Origin of the sequence: uncultured Pseudoflavonifractor sp. (genome assembly GCF_944387275.1) — a bacterium.
GTDB lineage: Bacteria > Bacillota > Clostridia > Oscillospirales > Oscillospiraceae > Pseudoflavonifractor > Pseudoflavonifractor intestinihominis.
On record NZ_CALXEG010000006.1, the window covers coordinates 65,785 to 82,836 of the forward strand.

At 66.4% G+C, this 17,052-nt stretch carries 18 protein-coding genes and 2 riboswitches; of the genes, 17 read left to right on the plus strand and 1 reads right to left on the minus strand.

Features of this window, described 5'->3' with window-relative positions; genetic code table 11:
* The first annotated feature begins 2 nt into the window (after nucleotides 1-2).
* The 15 genes from Q0K23_RS02935 (at nucleotide 3) to Q0K23_RS03005 (ending at nucleotide 15,183) form a co-directional block, all read left to right on the plus strand.
* A complete protein-coding gene (locus tag Q0K23_RS02935) occupies nucleotides 3-647 on the plus strand; it encodes a precorrin-8X methylmutase (RefSeq protein ID WP_294517668.1) in 645 nt (214 codons plus the stop codon).
* A gap of 11 nt (nucleotides 648-658) precedes the next feature.
* The gene (locus Q0K23_RS02940; protein WP_294517670.1) at nucleotides 659-1,450 is read left to right on the plus strand and encodes a sirohydrochlorin cobaltochelatase; all 792 of its coding nucleotides are present in this window, start codon (nucleotides 659-661) and stop codon (nucleotides 1,448-1,450) included.
* Nucleotides 1,437-1,627, plus strand: a riboswitch (cobalamin riboswitch). It overlaps the preceding gene by 14 nt.
* Before the next feature lie 46 nt (nucleotides 1,628-1,673).
* Nucleotides 1,674-2,381, plus strand: a complete 708-nt coding sequence (locus tag Q0K23_RS02945; protein ID WP_294517708.1) for an energy-coupling factor ABC transporter permease — start codon at nucleotides 1,674-1,676, stop codon at nucleotides 2,379-2,381.
* 13 nt (nucleotides 2,382-2,394) lie between these two features.
* Nucleotides 2,395-2,697, plus strand: coding sequence for an energy-coupling factor ABC transporter substrate-binding protein (locus tag Q0K23_RS02950; RefSeq protein WP_294517672.1), 303 nt, complete (start codon nucleotides 2,395-2,397; stop codon nucleotides 2,695-2,697).
* 2 nt (nucleotides 2,698-2,699) lie between these two features.
* Nucleotides 2,700-3,479, plus strand: a complete 780-nt coding sequence (cbiQ, locus tag Q0K23_RS02955) for a cobalt ECF transporter T component CbiQ (RefSeq protein ID WP_294517674.1) — start codon at nucleotides 2,700-2,702, stop codon at nucleotides 3,477-3,479.
* Complete coding sequence (locus tag Q0K23_RS02960) at nucleotides 3,476-4,330, plus strand: ATP-binding cassette domain-containing protein (protein ID WP_294517676.1); 855 nt, start codon at nucleotides 3,476-3,478, stop codon at nucleotides 4,328-4,330. The genes cbiQ and Q0K23_RS02960 overlap by 4 nt, the downstream gene beginning before the upstream one ends.
* A complete protein-coding gene (cobI, locus tag Q0K23_RS02965) occupies nucleotides 4,327-5,019 on the plus strand; it encodes a precorrin-2 C(20)-methyltransferase (protein ID WP_294517678.1) in 693 nt (230 codons plus the stop codon). Before Q0K23_RS02960 ends, cobI begins: the two co-directional genes overlap by 4 nt.
* A gap of 35 nt (nucleotides 5,020-5,054) precedes the next feature.
* Nucleotides 5,055-6,251: a glutamyl-tRNA reductase gene (hemA, locus tag Q0K23_RS02970; RefSeq protein WP_294517680.1), complete on the plus strand. Its 1,197-nt coding sequence runs from the start codon at nucleotides 5,055-5,057 to the stop codon at nucleotides 6,249-6,251.
* Nucleotide 6,252: 1 nt separating this feature from the next.
* Complete coding sequence (locus Q0K23_RS02975) at nucleotides 6,253-6,705, plus strand: bifunctional precorrin-2 dehydrogenase/sirohydrochlorin ferrochelatase (RefSeq protein WP_294517682.1); 453 nt, start codon at nucleotides 6,253-6,255, stop codon at nucleotides 6,703-6,705.
* Nucleotides 6,702-7,565: a hydroxymethylbilane synthase gene (gene hemC, locus Q0K23_RS02980; protein WP_294517684.1), complete on the plus strand. Its 864-nt coding sequence runs from the start codon at nucleotides 6,702-6,704 to the stop codon at nucleotides 7,563-7,565. Before Q0K23_RS02975 ends, hemC begins: the two co-directional genes overlap by 4 nt.
* Complete coding sequence (gene cobA, locus Q0K23_RS02985) at nucleotides 7,562-9,052, plus strand: uroporphyrinogen-III C-methyltransferase (protein ID WP_294517687.1); 1,491 nt, start codon at nucleotides 7,562-7,564, stop codon at nucleotides 9,050-9,052. The genes hemC and cobA overlap by 4 nt, the downstream gene beginning before the upstream one ends.
* 71 nt (nucleotides 9,053-9,123) lie before the next feature.
* Nucleotides 9,124-10,107, plus strand: a complete 984-nt coding sequence (gene hemB / locus Q0K23_RS02990) for a porphobilinogen synthase (RefSeq protein WP_294517689.1) — start codon at nucleotides 9,124-9,126, stop codon at nucleotides 10,105-10,107.
* Entirely contained in the window at nucleotides 10,107-11,390 is a 1,284-nt protein-coding gene (gene hemL / locus Q0K23_RS02995; protein WP_294517691.1) for a glutamate-1-semialdehyde 2,1-aminomutase, read from the plus strand. The genes hemB and hemL overlap by 1 nt, the downstream gene beginning before the upstream one ends.
* 77 nt (nucleotides 11,391-11,467) lie before the next feature.
* A riboswitch (cobalamin riboswitch) is annotated at nucleotides 11,468-11,669 on the plus strand.
* A gap of 189 nt (nucleotides 11,670-11,858) precedes the next feature.
* Entirely contained in the window at nucleotides 11,859-12,629 is a 771-nt protein-coding gene (locus Q0K23_RS03000) for an ABC transporter ATP-binding protein (protein ID WP_294517694.1), read from the plus strand.
* A 190-nt stretch (nucleotides 12,630-12,819) separates the two neighbouring features.
* The gene (locus Q0K23_RS03005) at nucleotides 12,820-15,183 is read left to right on the plus strand and encodes a SpoIIE family protein phosphatase (RefSeq protein WP_294517696.1); all 2,364 of its coding nucleotides are present in this window, start codon (nucleotides 12,820-12,822) and stop codon (nucleotides 15,181-15,183) included.
* A 64-nt stretch (nucleotides 15,184-15,247) separates the two neighbouring features.
* On the opposite strand, the gene Q0K23_RS03010 is transcribed toward Q0K23_RS03005, so the two are convergent.
* Nucleotides 15,248-15,646 carry a hypothetical protein gene (locus Q0K23_RS03010; RefSeq protein WP_294517698.1) on the minus strand — a complete coding sequence of 133 codons (399 nt, stop codon included), beginning with the start codon at nucleotides 15,644-15,646 and terminating at the stop codon, nucleotides 15,248-15,250.
* Nucleotides 15,647-15,876: 230 nt separating this feature from the next.
* Here Q0K23_RS03010 and Q0K23_RS03015 point away from each other — a divergent pair, with 230 nt between their 5' ends.
* Complete coding sequence (locus Q0K23_RS03015; protein WP_294517700.1) at nucleotides 15,877-16,263, plus strand: desulfoferrodoxin family protein; 387 nt, start codon at nucleotides 15,877-15,879, stop codon at nucleotides 16,261-16,263.
* Nucleotides 16,264-16,305: 42 nt separating this feature from the next.
* Nucleotides 16,306-16,839 carry a rubrerythrin gene (gene rbr / locus Q0K23_RS03020; protein ID WP_294517702.1) on the plus strand — a complete coding sequence of 178 codons (534 nt, stop codon included), beginning with the start codon at nucleotides 16,306-16,308 and terminating at the stop codon, nucleotides 16,837-16,839.
* Nucleotides 16,840-17,052: the final 213 nt, after the last annotated feature.

The following is a 17,052-nucleotide window of genomic DNA, read 5'->3' on the forward strand; positions in this document are numbered from 1 at the left end:
GCATGAAGGTGGAGCTGCAGCGGGTAGCCCCCGCGGAGATCGAGAAGCGGAGCATGGAGATCATCACCTCTGAGCTGGGGGAGCGGTCCTTCCCGCCGGAGGTGCTGCCGGTGGTGAAGCGGGTCATCCACACCAGCGCCGACTTTGACTACGCCGACAACCTGGTCTTTTCCCCCGGCGCGGTGGCCAAGGGCATTGAGGCCGTCAAAAACGGCTGTACCATTGTCACCGACACTCAGATGGCCTGGTCCGGCGTGAACAAGCGGGTGCTGGAGAAGTTCGGCGGCAGGGCGGTGTGCTTCATGTCCGACCCGGAGGTGGCCGCCGAGGCCAAGGCCCGGGGGGAGACCCGTGCCACCGTGTCCATGGAGCGGGCGGCGGAGCTGGAAGGGCCCCTGGTGTTTGCCATCGGCAACGCCCCCACCGCCCTGGTGCGGCTGTGCCAGCTCATCGACGAGGGCAAGGTGGCCCCCGCTCTGGTCATCGGCGTGCCTGTGGGCTTTGTGAACGTGGTGGAGTCCAAGGAGCTGATGCTCACCATGGATACGCCCCACATTGTGGCCCGGGGCCGGAAGGGTGGCAGCAACGTGGCCGCCGCCATCTGCAACGCCATTCTCTACCAGGCCTCCGGCAACGCCCGGGAGTGAGGAGGACATCCATGGACAAGAAAGCCATTCTGGCCGTCTCCTTCGGCACCAGCTACCACGACACCCTGGAGCGGACCATCGGGGCCATTGAGCAGGAGCTGGCCGCCGTGTTTCCCGACCGGATGTTCCTCCGGGCCTTTACCAGCGGCATGATCTGCCGTAAACTGAAGGAGCGGGACGGCATCGTCATCCCCAGCCCCGCCCAGGCTCTGGAGCAGCTGCTGAACGAGGGAGTGACCGACGTGGTCATCCAGCCCACCCACGTCATCAACGGCGCGGAGTACGACAAGCTCATGGCCCAGGCGGCCCCGTTCCGGGACAAATTTGCCGGGCTGACCGTGGGTGCGCCCCTGCTCACCTCCATAGAGGACTATGAGGCGGTGGCTGAGGCCATTCTGGAGCAGCTGCCCGAGCAGCAGCCGGACACCGCCCAGGTGTTCATGGGCCACGGCACCGAGCACTATGTGAACCCGTCCTACACCCAGCTGGAGTACCTCTTCCACGACATGGGCCGGAAGGATATCGTCATCGGCACGGTGGAGGGCTATCCCGGCCTGGAGCAGGTGCTGCGGCGGCTCTCCGAACGGCCCGAGGTGAAGAAAGCCCAGCTGCACCCCCTGATGGTGGTGGCGGGCGACCACGCCCGCAACGACCTGGCCGGTGAGGAACCCGACTCCTGGAAGAGCGCCCTGGAGGGCGCGGGCTACCAGGTGGCGTGCGATCTGCGGGGTCTGGGGGAGTTCCCCGGCATCCAGCGGCTGTTTGCCGAACACGCCCGACAGGCGGCAGACAATCGGGAGTGATCCCGTTCATATAGATGGAAGCGTGGGCCGGAAGAGGGAAGTCGGGTGAGAATCCCGCGCAGTCCCGCTGCCGTAAGAGAGGAGCCGCCGGACAGAACGTCACTGGGTGCGCCCGGGAAGGCGTCCGGAGGCAGAGAGGCTCAAGCCGGAAAACCTGGCCGGCCCCAAATCACCCACCTACGGATGATAGGAAAGGATGAAAAACCGTATGAAATCATGTACAATGAACCGCTGTATCAGGACAGGCGCTGTCCTGGCCGTGCTGCTGGCCGCCCTCACCGTGGGGGCCTCCGCCATGCACATCGCCGAGGGCTACCTGCCGGTGGGCTGGGCCATCGCCTGGGGCGTGGTGTGCGTCCCCTTTGTGGCCGCCGGCCTCATCTCCATCAAAAAGAAGATCGAGCAGGCCCCCAGAACCAAGATTCTGCTGGCCATGTGCGGGGCCTTTGCCTTTGTGCTCTCGGCCCTGAAGCTGCCCTCCTTCAGCGGCTCCTGCTCCCACCCCACCGGCGTGGGCCTGGGCGCCATTCTCTTTGGGCCTGTGGCCATGACCGTGCTGGGCCTCATCGTGCTGCTGTTCCAGGCCCTGCTGCTGGCCCATGGCGGCCTGACCACTCTGGGCGCCAACACCTTCTCCATGGCAGTGGCCGGTCCCATCGTGTCCTGGGCGGTGTATAAGCTGCTGCGCAAGGTGGGAGCGCCCGCCGCCGTGGCGGTCTTTGCCGCCGCCGCCCTGGGGGATCTGCTGACCTACGTGGTCACCTCCATCCAGCTGGCCCTGGCCACCGGAGACGGTATGCTCAAGTTCCTCACCATCTTTGCCGTCACCCAGATCCCCCTGGCCATCGCTGAGGGACTGCTGACCGTGGTGGTGTTCAACGTGCTGGAGAAGTACAGCAAGAACGAGCTCCAGGCGCTCCGTGTGGTGTAAGGAGGGGAATGAGATGAAGGTTTGGCAGAAAAATCTGATTTTGGTTGTCCTGGCCGTGCTGCTGGCGGCCATTCCCCTGTGGCTCCTGCCCAACGCCGAGTTCGGCGGCGCCGACGACCAGGCCGAGGAGGCCATCCAGGAGATCAATCCCGACTACGAGCCCTGGTTTGAGCCCATTCTGGAGCCTGCCAGCGGCGAGGTGGAGTCCCTGCTCTTTGCCCTTCAGGCGGCCATCGGCGCCGGCGTGGTGGGCTTTGTGCTGGGCCGAATCACCAAGCGGCCCGGCGACGGGAAAAAGAACGAGGAGGCAAACTGACCATGGGAACCGACCGTTACGCCTATCAGTCCCGCATGCGGCGAGTGTCCCCCATGCCCAAGCTGCTGCTGACTGCGGTGAGCCTGGTGCTCTGCCTGTGCTGCGACAGCATTGCGGTGGGGCTGGCCACCCTGGTGGGCATGGGCGTGCTGACATGGCTGCTGGGCGGACTGTCGCCCCGGGTCTATCTCCACTTTCTGAAGATCCCCCTGGCATTTCTGCTGATCGGCAGCATTACCGTTCTGATTCACAGCTACCCCACAGGGGCCGCCGTTCTGGCGGCGGTCCCCGTGGGCAGCCGCCTGTGGGGCTTTGACGCCGCCGCCCTCCGCCAGGCGTCCACCCTGTTCTGCAAGGCCATGGGTGCGGTGGCGTGCATGTACTTTCTCACGTTAAACACCCCGGTCACCGACGTGACCATGGCCATGGAGAAGCTCCACGTGCCCAAGCTGCTGGTGGAGCTGATGGAGCTCATCTACCGCTTTATCTTTGTGCTGGCCGAGACGGCCTCCAACATCCGCATCGCCCAGGAGTCCCGGCTGGGCTACCAGGGCGTGCGCCGGTCCATCTCCTCCCTGGGGACACTGATCTCCATGGTGTTCCTGCGGGCCTGGCGGAAGGCGGACCGGGTATATACCGCCCTGGAGTCCCGGGGCTATACCAACCATCTGACCACCCTGTCCAGCGGCTACCGGGCGGGGCGCTGGCTCTATCCCGCCACGGCGGGGGTGGCCCTGGGGCAGATTTTGGTGCTGTATTTGGAGAGGAGTGTGGGAGGATGAACGCCGCCATTGAGGCCAGGGACCTGTGCTACACCTACGAGGACGGCACCGTAGCCCTGGATCACATCTCCCTCAAGGCCCAGAAGGGGAAGATTACCGGCATCCTGGGGGCCAACGGCGCGGGCAAGTCCACCCTGTTTCTCAATCTGAACGGGGTGCTCAACCCCGCCTCCGGCCAGGTGTTGCTGGACGGGGAGCCGGTCCGCCGGGACCGGAAGGGCATCACAGAGCTGCGCCGCCGGGTGGGCATTGTGTTCCAGGACCCGGACGACCAGCTCTTTTCCGCCGACGTGTACCGGGACATCTCCTTCGGCGCGGTGAACCTGGGCCTGCCTGAGGCGGAGGTCCGCCGCCGGGTGGAGCAGGCCATGGAGCGCACCGGCGTGTCCGCCCTGCGGGACAAGCCCACCCACGCCCTGTCCTTCGGGCAGAAGAAGCGGGTGGCCATCGCCGGGGTGCTGGTGATGGAGCCGGAGGTGCTCATTCTGGACGAGCCCACCGCCGGACTGGACCCCCACGGGGTCAGCGAGCTGATGCGCCTGCTGTCCCAGCTGCGGGACAGCCTGGGCATGACCATTCTGCTGGCCACCCATGACATGGACGTGGTGCCCATCTCCTGCGACTACGCCTATCTGCTGGGGCAGGGCCGGGTCCTGCTGGAGGGCACGCCGGGAGAACTCTTTTCCCAGCCGGAGGTGCTCCGGGCCAACCAGCTGCGCCTGCCCCGCATGGCCCACCTGATGGAGATCCTGCGGGAGCAGGACGGGCTGGACACCGACGTGTCCGCCGCCACCATCAGCGAGGTCCGGCGGGAGCTGCTGCGTCTATTGAAACAGGAGGAGACGACATGAACCGAGGAAAACTGTACGGCGTGGGGGTGGGCCCCGGAGATCCGGAGCTGCTCACCCTGAAGGCACGCCGCATTCTGCTGGAGGCCGACGTGGTGGCCGTGCCCGACAAGGGCAGCGGGGAAAAGACCGCCCTGAATATCGTGAAGGACGTGGTGGAGGGCAAGAACCTCCTGCCCTGTCCCACCCCCATGGTGCGGGACAAGGCCCTGCTGGACGGCTGCTATGAGGAGATCGCCGGGCGCATCTGCGCCCTGCTGGACGAGGGGAAGAACGTGGCCTTCATCACCCTGGGGGACCCCACTCTCTACTCCACCTACATCTACGTCCACAAGAAGGTGCTCGCCCGGGGCTATGACGCTGAGCTGATCCCCGGTGTGCCCTCCATCTGCGCCGTGGCGGCCAGGCTGGGCACCTCCCTGTGTGAGAGTGCCGAGCGGCTGCTGGTGGTGCCCGCCTCCTATGAGGGCGTGGATGACTGCCTGGACTTCCCTGCCAACAAGGCCTTCATGAAGGCGGGCAAGAGCCTGCCCGCCCTGCGGGACAAGCTGCGCGAGCGGGGCCTGGACGGCGAGATGGTGGCCAACTGCGGCATGACAGGCGAGCGGGTGTACCACAGCCTGGAGGAACTGGAGGAGGGCGAAGGCTACTTCTCCGTGGTGCTGGTCAAGGAGCACCGGAACGAGACATAAGCGGGGCCATATGCCCCTGTAAGGAAGTGCAACATATGAACCTATCCATGTCCGGCCTGGACTACGGCCTGGCCCCCATCGCCCTGCGGGAGCGGCTCTCCTTTACCCGCAATCAGGCGGGGGAGCTGTCGGGGGAGATCAAGCGCAGTGTGCCCGGCGTACAGGGCTGCGTCATCATCTCCACCTGCAACCGGACGGAGATATACCTCTCCTGCCAGCCCGGGGTGGACCCGGAGCCCGGCGCGGTGCTGTGTGCCGCCGCCGGTCAGGACTACGCCCCCTTCGCCCACGCCTTTGTCACCCGGCGGGACGAGGCCGCGGTGAGGCATCTGGCCCGGGTGGCCGCGGGGCTCCGGTCCCAGATCTGGGGCGAGGACCAGATCGTCACCCAGGTCAAGACGGCCATCGCCGCATCCCGGGAGAACGGGGGCGCCGACCCGGTGCTGGAGACCTTGTTCCGCACCGCCGTCTCCGCCTCCAAGGCGGTCAAGACCAAGGCCCGGCTCACGGCCCTGCCCACCTCCGCCGCCTCTCGGGCCGTGGAGGTGCTGGAGCGGGAGACCGGCGGCCTGGCCGGACGGAAGGCCCTGGTTATCGGCAACGGGGAGATGGGCCGCCTGGCGGCCTCCCTGCTGCGGGAGGCGGGCTGTGCCGTCACGGTCACCCTGCGGAGCTACCACCACGGGGAGACCGTGGTCCCCGCGGGCTGCGCCGTGGCTCCCTATGATGAGCGGTATGCCGCCATGGAAGGGCGGGATATCCTCCTCTCCGCCACAACCAGCCCCCACTACACCGTCACCGCCTCCGAGCTCTCCGCCCTCAAGGCCCCTCCGGCCCTGCTGGTGGACCTGGCCATTCCCCGGGACATCCAGCCCGAGGCCGGGGACCTGCCGGGCGTGGCCCTGTTCAACGTGGACGCCCTGGGGGCCGCCCCCGAGCGGCAGGCGCCCCCCGAGGTGGAGGAGATCCTGGAGAGCCAGATCGCCCGCTTCTACCAGTGGGCGGACTACCGGGAGAGCCTGCCCCTGCTGGAGCGGCTCAAGGCGGACATCACCGACCGGGTGCTGGAGCGGCCCGACCTGGAGACCATGGACAAGGCCGAGGTGGCCGAGTACGCGGTGAGCCGGGCGGTGGAGCTGCTCTCCGGCGGCCTGAAGGAGATCCTCACCGCCGGGGAACTGGCCAAGTGCGAGGAGAAGATCCGCACCCGCAACGGCGGAAGGGTGGAGTGACATGGAACAAAAGGAGATCCGCTTTCCCCTCTTCATCGACCTGAACGGCCGCAAGGCCGTGGTGGTGGGGGGCGGGGCCATCGCCTGCCGCCGGGCCGGGGTGCTCAGAACCTTCGGCGCTCAGGTGACCCTGATTGCCCCGGAGTGGAAGGAGAAGATAGAGGGTGTCAGCTGGCTCCAGCGGCCCTACCGGTCCGGCGACCTAGACGGCGCGGTCCTAGCCGTGGCTGCCACAGACGACCGGGCGGTGAACCGTCTGGTGGGGGAAGAGGCCCGTGCACTGGGCATCCCCGTCAGCGTGGCCGACCGGCGGGAGGAGTGCACCTTCCTCTTCCCAGCGGTGTGCCTGGGGGAGGAGCTGGTGGCCGGCGTGGTGTCCGCCAATAACGACCACAGGGCGGTGGCCAGAGCGGCCGCCGCCATCCGGGAGACCCTGAAGGAGGGGAAAGGATGAAGCTGCGCATCGGAAGCCGGGAGAGCGTCCTGGCTGTCACCCAGTCTCAGCTGGTGATGGAGGCCATCCGGGCCTTTGACCCCAGTATCGAGCTGGAGCTGGTGACCATGAAGACCACCGGCGATAAAATTCTGGACCGCACCCTGGACAAGGTGGGCGGCAAGGGCCTCTTTGTCCGGGAGCTGGACGCGGCTCTGCTGGAGGGCCGGGTGGACATCACCGTCCACTCCTGCAAGGACCTGCCCATGGAGACCGACCCACGGCTGCCTCTGGCGGCCTTCTCCAAACGGGAGGACCCCCGGGACGCCCTGGTGCTGCCCGCGGGAAAGACGGAGCTGGACCCGTCCCTGCCCATCGGCTGCGCCTCCCGCCGCCGGGCCATCCAGCTGGCGGCCCTGTACCCCGATATGGAGGTGGCCCCGGTGCGGGGCAACGTGCAGACCCGCCTGCGGAAGCTGGACGAGGGGCAGTATTCCGCCCTGGTGCTGGCCTCCGCCGGGCTGAAGCGGCTGGGGCTGGAGGGGCGCATTGCCCGGTACTTTACGGCGGAGGAGATCATCCCCGCCGCCGGACAGGGCATCCTGGCAGTCCAGACCCAGGCGGGGGAGAACTACCCCTGTCTGGCCGCTGTGGCGGACCAGGACGGCACCGCCTGCGCTCTGGCCGAGCGGGCCTTTGTGCGGGTGTTGGACGGGGGCTGTTCCTCGCCGGTGGCGGCCCACGGCGTGGTGGACGGGGATACCCTGATTCTCACCGGAATGGACGAAAACGGACGGCGGGACCGGATTTCCGGTCCTGTGAGTGAGGCGGAGCAGCTGGGGGAGGCCCTGGCCCGCCGGATAAAGGAGGCGGCGGAATGAGCGGCATGGTGACGCTGGTGGGGGCCGGTCCGGGAGACCCGGGCCTGCTGACCCGCAAGGGCCTGGAGGCCCTGGAAAAAGCGGAAGTGGTGGTGTACGACCGGCTGGTGGCCCCGGAGATCCTGGCCCTCATCCCGGAGAAAGCCGAGGCCATCGACGTGGGCAAGCAGGCCTCCCACCATCTGGTGCCCCAGGATGAGATCAACCGCATTCTCCTGCGCAAGGCCCAGGAGGGGAAGAACGTGGTGCGGCTGAAGGGCGGCGATCCCTTCCTCTTCGGCCGGGGCGGCGAGGAGCTGGAGCTGCTGGCCGAGCACGGCATCCCCTTCCAGGAGGTGCCCGGCGTGACCTCTGCCATCGCCGTGCCCGCCTACGGGGGCATCCCGGTGACCCACCGGGACTTTACCTCCTCCCTCCACATCATCACCGGACACGCCCGGGCGGGCAAGGCCCTGGACATCGACTTTGAGGCCCTGGTGCGCACCAAGGGCACCCTGGTGTTCCTCATGGGGGTGAGCAGCCTGCCCGCCATCTGCGCCGGGCTCACCGCTGCCGGTATGGACCCGGACACCCCCGCCGCCATCGTGGAGCGGGGCACCACCCCCGGCCAGCACCGGGTCAACGCCACCGCGGCCACCCTGGCCCAGGCGGCGGAGGAGAACCACATCGAGAGCCCCGCCATCAGCATTTTCGGCCAGGTCTGCGGCCTGGCGGACAAGTTCGACTGGTTCGATGCCCTGCCCCTCAAGGGCCGCACCGTAGTGGTGACCCGGCCCAAGGAGCGTTCCGGCACCCTGGCGCCCCGCCTGCGGGCTATGGGCGCCCAAGTGGTGGAGTACCCCTGCATCGAGACCGTGCCCATCCTGCCCTGTCCCGCCATGGAGACGGCCCTGAACGCCATTTCCGGCTATGAGTGGCTAGTATTCACCAGCGCCGCCGGGGTGGAGACGGTCTGGCGCACCCTGGAGGCCATGGGCAAGGACGCCCGGGACCTGGGGAGCGTGAAGCTGGCGGCCATCGGCCCTGGAACCGCCAAAGCCCTGCTGGCCCACGGCCTGCGGGCCGACTATGTGCCCGAGGTGTACGACGCGGCCCACCTGGGGGCGGGCCTGGCCGGTCTGGCCCGAGGCAAGGTGCTCCTGCTCCGGGCGGAGCTGGGCTCCAAGGCCTTGACGGACGCCCTGGATGGGGCTAAAATTTCCTATGACGACATTGCCGTCTACCGCACGCTGTACGACAACCCCCGCTCTGAGGAGCTGCGGGACCGGCTGCTGGCGGAGGAGGGCACCCTGGTCACCTTCACCAGCGCCTCCACGGTCAAGGGCTTTGTGTCCACCGTGGGGGAGGACTTCCCCTTTGACCGAATCACCGGCGTGTGCATCGGGGAGCAGACCGCCGCCCAGGCCAGAGCCTACGGCATCCCCGTGGTGGTGGCCCAGCGGGCCACCATCGACGCCATGGTGGAGAAAATCAGCAGCATGTTTTAAGGCCATGGTCCGGGCCTGCGCTAAGGGACCAATCCGGGCGGAACCCCCGCCCACTGAAAGGAAGCAGCATGATGGAACTCATTCAACGCCCCCGCCGTCTGCGCGGGAATGACAGCATCCGGCGGATGTGCCGGGAGACCCGCATGTCCCCCGACAGCCTGATCTACCCCATCTTTGTGGACGAGGCCCTGAAGGGCCGCCGCCCCATCCCCGCCCTGGAGGGCCAGTACCATTACGGTCTGGACGCCGTGGGCGAGGCGGTGCAGGAGTGCCTGGACGCCGGCGTGGGCCGGTGCATCCTCTTCGGCCTGCCCGCCAGCAAGGACGCCGTGGGCACCTCCGCCTGGGTGGAGAACGGCGTGGTGCAGGAGGCCATCCGGGCCATCAAGAAGGATTTCCCCGACTTTTATGTGGTCACCGACGTGTGCATGTGCGAGTACACCGACCACGGCCACTGCGGTATCCTCTGCGGCCACGAGGTGGACAACGACAAGACCCTGGAGATGATCGCCAAGATCGCCCTCTCCCACGCCCAGGCCGGGGCGGATATGGTGGCCCCCAGCGACATGATGGACGGCCGCATCGGCGCCATCCGGACCGCTCTGGACGGGGCCGGGTACAAGAATGTGCCCATCATGTCCTACTCCGCCAAGTACGCCTCCGCCTTCTACGGCCCCTTCCGCGAGGCGGCGGGCTCCGCGCCCTCCTTCGGCGACCGGAAGGGCTACCAGATGGACCCCCACAACCGCCGGGAGGCCATCAAGGAGTGCGCCCTGGACGTGGACGAAGGGGCGGACATCCTGATGGTCAAGCCCGCCCTGGCCTATCTGGACGTGATCCGGGAGTGCAAGGACGCCTTTGACCTGCCCATGGCGGCCTATTCGGTGTCCGGCGAGTACGCCATGGTGAAGGCCGCTGCCGCCGCCGGGCTCATCGACGAGTACCGCATCATGTGCGAGAGCGCCGTCTCCGTGTTCCGGGCCGGGGCGGACATCCTCATCACCTACTACGCCAAGGAACTGGCCCAGGCCATGAAGAAAGGGGATATCGGCTGATGGACCGCAGCGAACAGCTCTTTGAGAAGGCCAAAAAGGTGCTGCCCGGCGGGGTCAACTCCCCGGTGCGGGCCTTCCGGGCCGTGGGCATGGCCCCCCGGTTCATCACCCGGGCCGACGGCGCCTACCTCTGGGACGAGGACGGCAGAAAGTATGTGGACTATGTGGGCTCCTGGGGCCCCATGATCCTGGGCCACAACCACCCGGTCATCCGGGAGGCGGTGGAGAAGGCGGTGAAGGACGGCCTGTCCTTCGGCGCGCCCACCGCCCGTGAGGTGGAGATCGCCGAGCTGATGGTAGAGCTGGTGCCCAACATCGAGATGGTGCGCATGGTCAACTCGGGCACCGAGGCGGTCATGTCCGCCCTGCGGCTGGCCCGGGGCGTCACCGGCCGGGACAAGCTCATCAAGTTCGAGGGCTGCTACCACGGCCATTCCGACTGCCTCTTGGTGGGGGCCGGCTCCTCCGCCCTGGCGGGAGGACATCCCACCTCCGCCGGCGTGCCCCAGGTGGTGGTGCAGGACACCCTCACCGCCCAGTTCAACGACCTGAAGAGCGTGGAGACCCTGCTGGAGCAGAACCCCGGCCAGGTGGCTGCCGTCATCGTGGAGCCTGTGGCCGCCAACATGGGCGTGGTGGGCCCCGCCCCCGGCTTCCTAGAGGGCCTGCGGGCTCTGTGCGACAAGTACGGTGCCCTGCTCATCTTTGATGAGGTCATCACCGGCTTCCGCCTGGCCCTGGGCGGCGCCCAGGCCTACTACGGCGTGAAGGCGGACATTGTCACCTTCGGCAAGATCATCGGCGGCGGCATGCCCGTGGGCGCCTACTGCGCCAGCCGGGAGATGATGGAGCAGGTAGCCCCCTGCGGCCCGGTCTACCAGGCGGGCACCCTCAGCGGCAATCCGGTGGCCATGGCCGCGGGACTTGCCCAGCTGCGCTATCTGAAGGACCACCCGGAGGTGTACACCCAGATCGGGGATTACGCCTCGCTGCTGGCCGGCGGCCTGCGGGAGGCGGCGGAGCGCACCGGCGCGCCGGTGCACATCAACCAGGTGGGCTCTCTGCTGGCCCCCTTCTTCACCCCCACCGACGTGAACACCTTCACCGACGCCAAGGGCAGCGATGTGGCCATGTACGCCCGGTATTTCGCCGGCATGCTGGGGCGGGGCATCTATCTGGCCCCCGCCCAGTTCGAGGCCATGTTCGTCTCTGCCGCCCACAGCCATGAGGACCTGAGCCGCACGCTGGAGGCCGCCGGGGCCGTGCTGGGCAGTCTGGCCTGAGTCCCTTCACCGGACAGGGGAGAACAGTCAGGGGAACCCGTATGGAATGAGAGCCGGGGATTTTGCCCGGATAATGGAATACTGTGTACTTATCAAGTGCTCATCATGGATGAGGTGAAAGGGAATCGGGTGAGAATCCCGAGCGATCCGGTCACTGTATTCGGGGAGCAGACCGCGGGGAGGAGATCTCCCAGGCCATTGCCGGGCGTATGCCGGCGAGAAGGCGCGGGACGCGAGGAGCCGTAAGCCAGGAAACCTGCTTGATAGGAACGATGGGGGATCTTCCGCAGAAAGTAACCCGTCTGAGCTTTGGACAAGGGGGGGACTCTGTCCAAAACAAAGACGCCTGCTTTTTGAAAAAGCAGGCGTCTTTGTTTCTCTGGCATTTGGCGGCAGGGGAGCGGGCGGAGGTCGTGGGGCTGTTTTATGGGCCCGCGTACAGGAACTACGGCTTTGGAGGTGGGAAGGATGAAGATTACGGCGCAGGACCTGCGGGTCCAGCTGGGGGGAAGGGAAATCCTGAGGGGCCTGGACATCGCGGCGGAGGACGGCCAGTTTGTGGGCATCATCGGCCCCAACGGCAGCGGAAAAAGCGCTCTGCTCCGGTGCATCGGCCAGATCCTCACGCCCGCCGCCGGGGCGGTGTACCTGGACGGCCGGCCGGCGGCGGACTGGCCTCCCCGGGAGTGGGCCCGGAAGTTGGGCGTGGTGGCCTGGAACGACGGCTACAGCTTTGACTTCACGGTGCGGGAGGTGGTTTCCATGGGCCGCGGGCTCCGCGGGGGATTTCTCCGAAAAGACGCCGGGGAGGACGGCCCCATCGTCCGGGAGGCCATCGCCGCCGTGGGTATGGCGGGATGTGAGGAGCGCAGGTTCTCCACCCTGTCCGGGGGAGAGCAGCAGCGGATCATCCTGGCCCGCGCCCTGGCCCAGCAGACCCCCTGCCTGTTGCTGGACGAGCCCACCGGCCGCCTGGACGTCAGGCGCCAGATGGAGCTGATGGACCTGGTGAAGGGCCTGGGAAAGACGGTGCTGGCCGCCATTCAAGATCTGAACATTGCCGCCATGTACTGCGACAGGCTGTACGCGGTCAAGGACGGCCGGGTGGTGGCGGAAGGGACGCCCCGGGAGGTGCTCACCGAGGAGGTGATCCGCGCGGTCTACCAGGTGGACGCTCAGGCGCTCGCTGACCGTGACGGCGTGCTCCACATTCTCTTCCGGCCTTTGGGACGGCACTGAGAATTTCCAGGAATTTGTGACAGAAAGCGCCGCTTTCTATAGATATAATGGGGAGAACGGCGCTTTTTTGTACTTTGATTCTTTGAAGGCGCGTCTGATTCCGACTAAGTTTTTCCATATAATGGATTATACTGTCTCCGATGCACCTCCCTGTGGGACAAGCCGGGAGGAAAAAGGAGACGTGCGGAACATGGCGACGAAGGAAAAGCTGAAGACCCGGGCCGCCCGGGCCAGGGAGGAGATGCGGGACACAGGCCGTCTGGTGCTCCGTGCCCCGGCGCTGGTGCGCACGGCGGAGTGCGCGATCCGGTTCCTGCTGGGGGCCATGCTGTCGGGGGCGGAGATTTTCGGCGGCAGCGCACCTTTCGGGCTGGCCATGGTGGGGGCCTCCGGCTCCGGGCTGGACGGCTTCTCCGCCCTGCTGGGGGCCTGCTTCGGGTACCTCTCCTTTCAGGGCTTTACCCAGGGACTGCGGTATGTGGCGGCGGCCATCCTGATCTTCTCCGTGTCCTTCGCCTTCTATGACGTGAAGGCCTACCGCTGGACCTGGTTCATGCCCGCCGTGTCGGCGGCCATGAACTTTGTCACCGGCTTTGTGTACCTGTCCAAGCGGGGCTGGCTGACGGTGGACACCATCTTTTTCGCCACCGAGCTCATCCTCACCGCCGGGGCGGTCTACTTCTACCGTCTGGCCTTTTCCCCCTGGAAGCGGAAGGAGGAGGGCGGCGAGCTGACCGTGCGGCAGCTGGTGAGCTTTCTCATCCTGGGCGGCACCGTGCTCATCACCCTGAGCAAGATCACCCTCTTTGACGGCACCATCTCCCTGGGCCGGTTTTCCGCCGCCCTGGCAGTGATGGTGGCGGGGTATCAGTGCGGCATCGGCGTGGGAGCGGCGGCGGGCGTGGCGGCAGGGCTGGCCATGGACGTGGCCTCCGGCGGCGCGCCCTTTTGCAGCATGGCCTTCGGCTTTGCCGGGCTCATCACCGGCGTGTTCCGGCGGCAGGGCAAGCTCTTCGCCGCCCTGGCCTACGTTATTGCCAACGCGGTGGCGGTGCTGTGGACCTGGGACAACGGTTTTCAGATCGCCATCCTCTACGAGGTCTTTATTGCCTCGGTCCTCTTCCTGATGCTGCCCCAGCGGGCCTTCCGGTGGGCGGCGGCCCTGTCGGTGTCCGAGCGGCGGCGGGACACCACGGCCAAGGCCCAGGAGTACCTGCGGGACCGGCTGGACGGGGCGGCGGGGGCCTTCCGGTCCCTGCAGGAGTCCCTGCGGCAGAGCCTGAACGGCGGGACGCCCAACGACAACGACTCCGCCGCCATTTTCGACCGGGCGGCCAACCGGGTGTGCCGCAAGTGCGCGCTCCAGTCGGCCTGCTGGCAGCGGGACTATGTGACCACCTTCAACGCCCTCAACGACGCCCTTCCCGCCATGCTGGACCGGGGCCGGGGGGAACCGGGGGACTTTCCGCCCCACTTCTCCAACCGGTGCCTCCGGTTTTCCGCCTTTCTGGCGGCGGCCAACGAGGAGCTGGTGGGCCTGCTCTACCGGCGGCAGTACGCCGCCCGCCTGAAGGACAACCGGTCTGCCGTGTGCCGGGAGTACGGCGCCCTGGCCGAGGTGCTGGGGACGGCGGCGGCGGAGTTCGGCCGGGAGCTGGTGCCCGACCCGGTGCGGGAGAAGCGCATCCGCCAGCACCTCACCGCCCTGGGCCTGGAGGGGGAGACCGCCGCCTTTTACGACCAGGCGGGCCGCCTGCGGGTGGAGATCGAGGGCCGTGGACTGGACTGCCTGCGGACCCCCGAGGAGCTGAAAAAGCTCTCCGCCCTGGCGGGGGTGCCGCTCCGGGCCGCCGGAGACGAGGAGGGAAAACGGCTGAACAAGCTGGTGTTTGCCCAGGCGGAGCCCTTTATGGCGGTGGCGGGGGTGGCCGCCCGGAAGAAGGACGGTCAGACCGTCAGCGGGGACACAGGGGCCTGGTTCAAGCTGGACGACGGCAGTCTGTACGTGCTCCTGTGCGACGGCATGGGCAGCGGCCCGGCGGCTGGGGAGGACTCCTCCCTGGCGGTGCGGCTGCTAGAGCAGTTCCTCCGGGCGGGCATCCCGGCGGAGACCGCCCTGAAGACCATCAGCTCCGCCCTGGCCCTGCGGGGGGAGGACGCGGGCGGCTTCACCACCATCGACCTGCTGCGGCTGGACCTGTTCACCGGTTCCATGTGGGTCTACAAATACGGCGCGGCCCCCACCTATGTACGAAAAGGAAAGTCTGTGACCCGGATTACCGGCGCGTCTCTGCCTGCCGGGCTGTCGGCGGGGGAGGGTGGCGCCCCCGACGTGACCACGCTGAAGCTGGAGCCGGGGGACATGGTACTGCTGGTCAGCGACGGAGTGGCCGGCGGCGGGGAAGACCAGTGGCTGCGGGACATGTTCTCCGCCTTTGAGGGGGACAGCCCCAAGGATCTGGCCTGTGCCCTCATCGACGAGAGCGACGGGAAGGAGGTGGGCCCGGACGACCGCACTGCCCTGGTGCTCCGCTTTTCCCGGCAGGAGCCGTGATATATAAGCAAATGAGCCGCGCCATTCCGGCGCGGCTCATTGCTGTATCAGGCTGCCGGAGGGATTATTTTACCGTCCGCTCCACGCCTTTTCCGATGTCCTGGACACCCTTGCCGATGTCCTCCACCGCCCGGCCGGCGCCGTCGATCACGTCCTTGGCGGCGTCGCCCGCATCATCCACCGCGTCCTTCATGGAGTCTCCGGCGTTGTCCATATCGGTCTGGCCGTCGCCCTCCACATGGCCGTTCTCGTCGGAGTAGTAGTCCCCGTCACTGGCCGAGGGAGCGGGCATGTCGGAGGGGCTGGCCGAGGGCATTTCACTGCTGTGGGTATCATTGGGCATATCCGGGGTGATTATCGGTGTGGGCGTGGGGGTTACGTCGGGCATTTTTTCCGCCGAGCAGCCCGCTGCCCCAAGGGCCACCGTCAGGCCCAGAACAAAGAGCGCAAAGGTCCGTTTCATCGTATTCCTCCTGAAAATTTGTTGTTCTGGCGGGTTCTCCATCCGTCTCGTAGTATGCGCCGGAATACAGATTTTAGAAGCGGAAAAATTTTTTTCGAAAAGGCTTGCTTTTTGGAGTACAATCTGATATCTTAATATCAGCAATCATTACTGTTAAGGAGGAAGGCATATCAGATGTTGCATGAAAAGGCAAACTCTGATATTCTGTAACCAAAAAAGGAGGAAATAAGATGGAGCTCAAGCTGTACCGCTGCGCGCACTGCGGCAATATCGCATTCAAGGTCGTGGACAAAGGCGTACCCCTGTTCTGCTGCGGAGAGAAGATGGAGGAGCTGGTGCCCAACACCACGGACGGCGCCCTGGAGAAGCACGTCCCCGTGGTGGAGAAGACCGCTCACGGCCACGGCTACTCCGTCACCGTCAAGGTGGGCGGGGTGGAGCACCCCATGCTCCCCGAGCACTACATCCCCCTGATTGCCGCCGTCAGCGGCGACACCGTCACCATGAAATTCCCCAAACCCGGCGACAAGCCGGAGCTGCGTACCTTCAGCGCCGACGGCGAAGTGAAGGCCTACGAGCTGTGCAACCTCCACGGCTATTGGAAGAACGCGGACTGAGTCCGTTGAAGGGAAAAAACAGAACAGAAAGGAGACTTTGCAATGGAACTGAAGGGCAGCAAGACGGAGGCCAATCTCTGGAAGGCGTTTGCGGGCGAGAGCATGGCCCGGAACAAGTACACCTATTTTGCCAGCAAGGCCAAGAAGGAGGGCTTCGAGCAGATCGCGGCCATCTTCGAGGAGACCGCGGGCAATGAGAAGGAGCACGCCAAGCTGTGGTTCAAGGAGCTGGGCGGCATCGGCGACACTGCCGCCAATCTGAAGTCCGCCGCTGCCGGTGAGAACGAGGAGTGGACCCAGATGTACAAGGAGATGGCCGAGACGGCCAAGGAGGAGGGCTTTGAGCGTCTGGCCTTCCTGTTCTCCGGCGTGGGCAAGATCGAGAAGGAGCACGAGGAGCGCTACCTGACTCTCCTGAAGAACCTGGAGGAGGGTATGGTTTTCAAGCGCGGCGAGGAGTATATCTGGAAGTGCCGCAACTGCGGCCACATCCACGTGGGCAAGGAAGCCCCCGGCGTGTGCCCCGTGTGCGCTCATCCCCAGGCCTATTTCGAGCTTCAGGCCAAGAATTATTGAGCGCTGTCCCGCCGGGGGCTTCCCCGCGCGGAGCGCGTGAGAGGGCTGCGGTTTTGCCGCAGCCCTCTTTTAATCTGTACGGGGTCCCCATCCGGTTTCCGGATGGGGTGAGTCCGGCGTGTGCCCTGTGTGCGCCCATCCCCAGGCCTATTTCGAGCTTCAGGCCAAGAATTATTGAGCGCTGTCCCGCCGGGGGCTTCCCCGCGCGGAGCG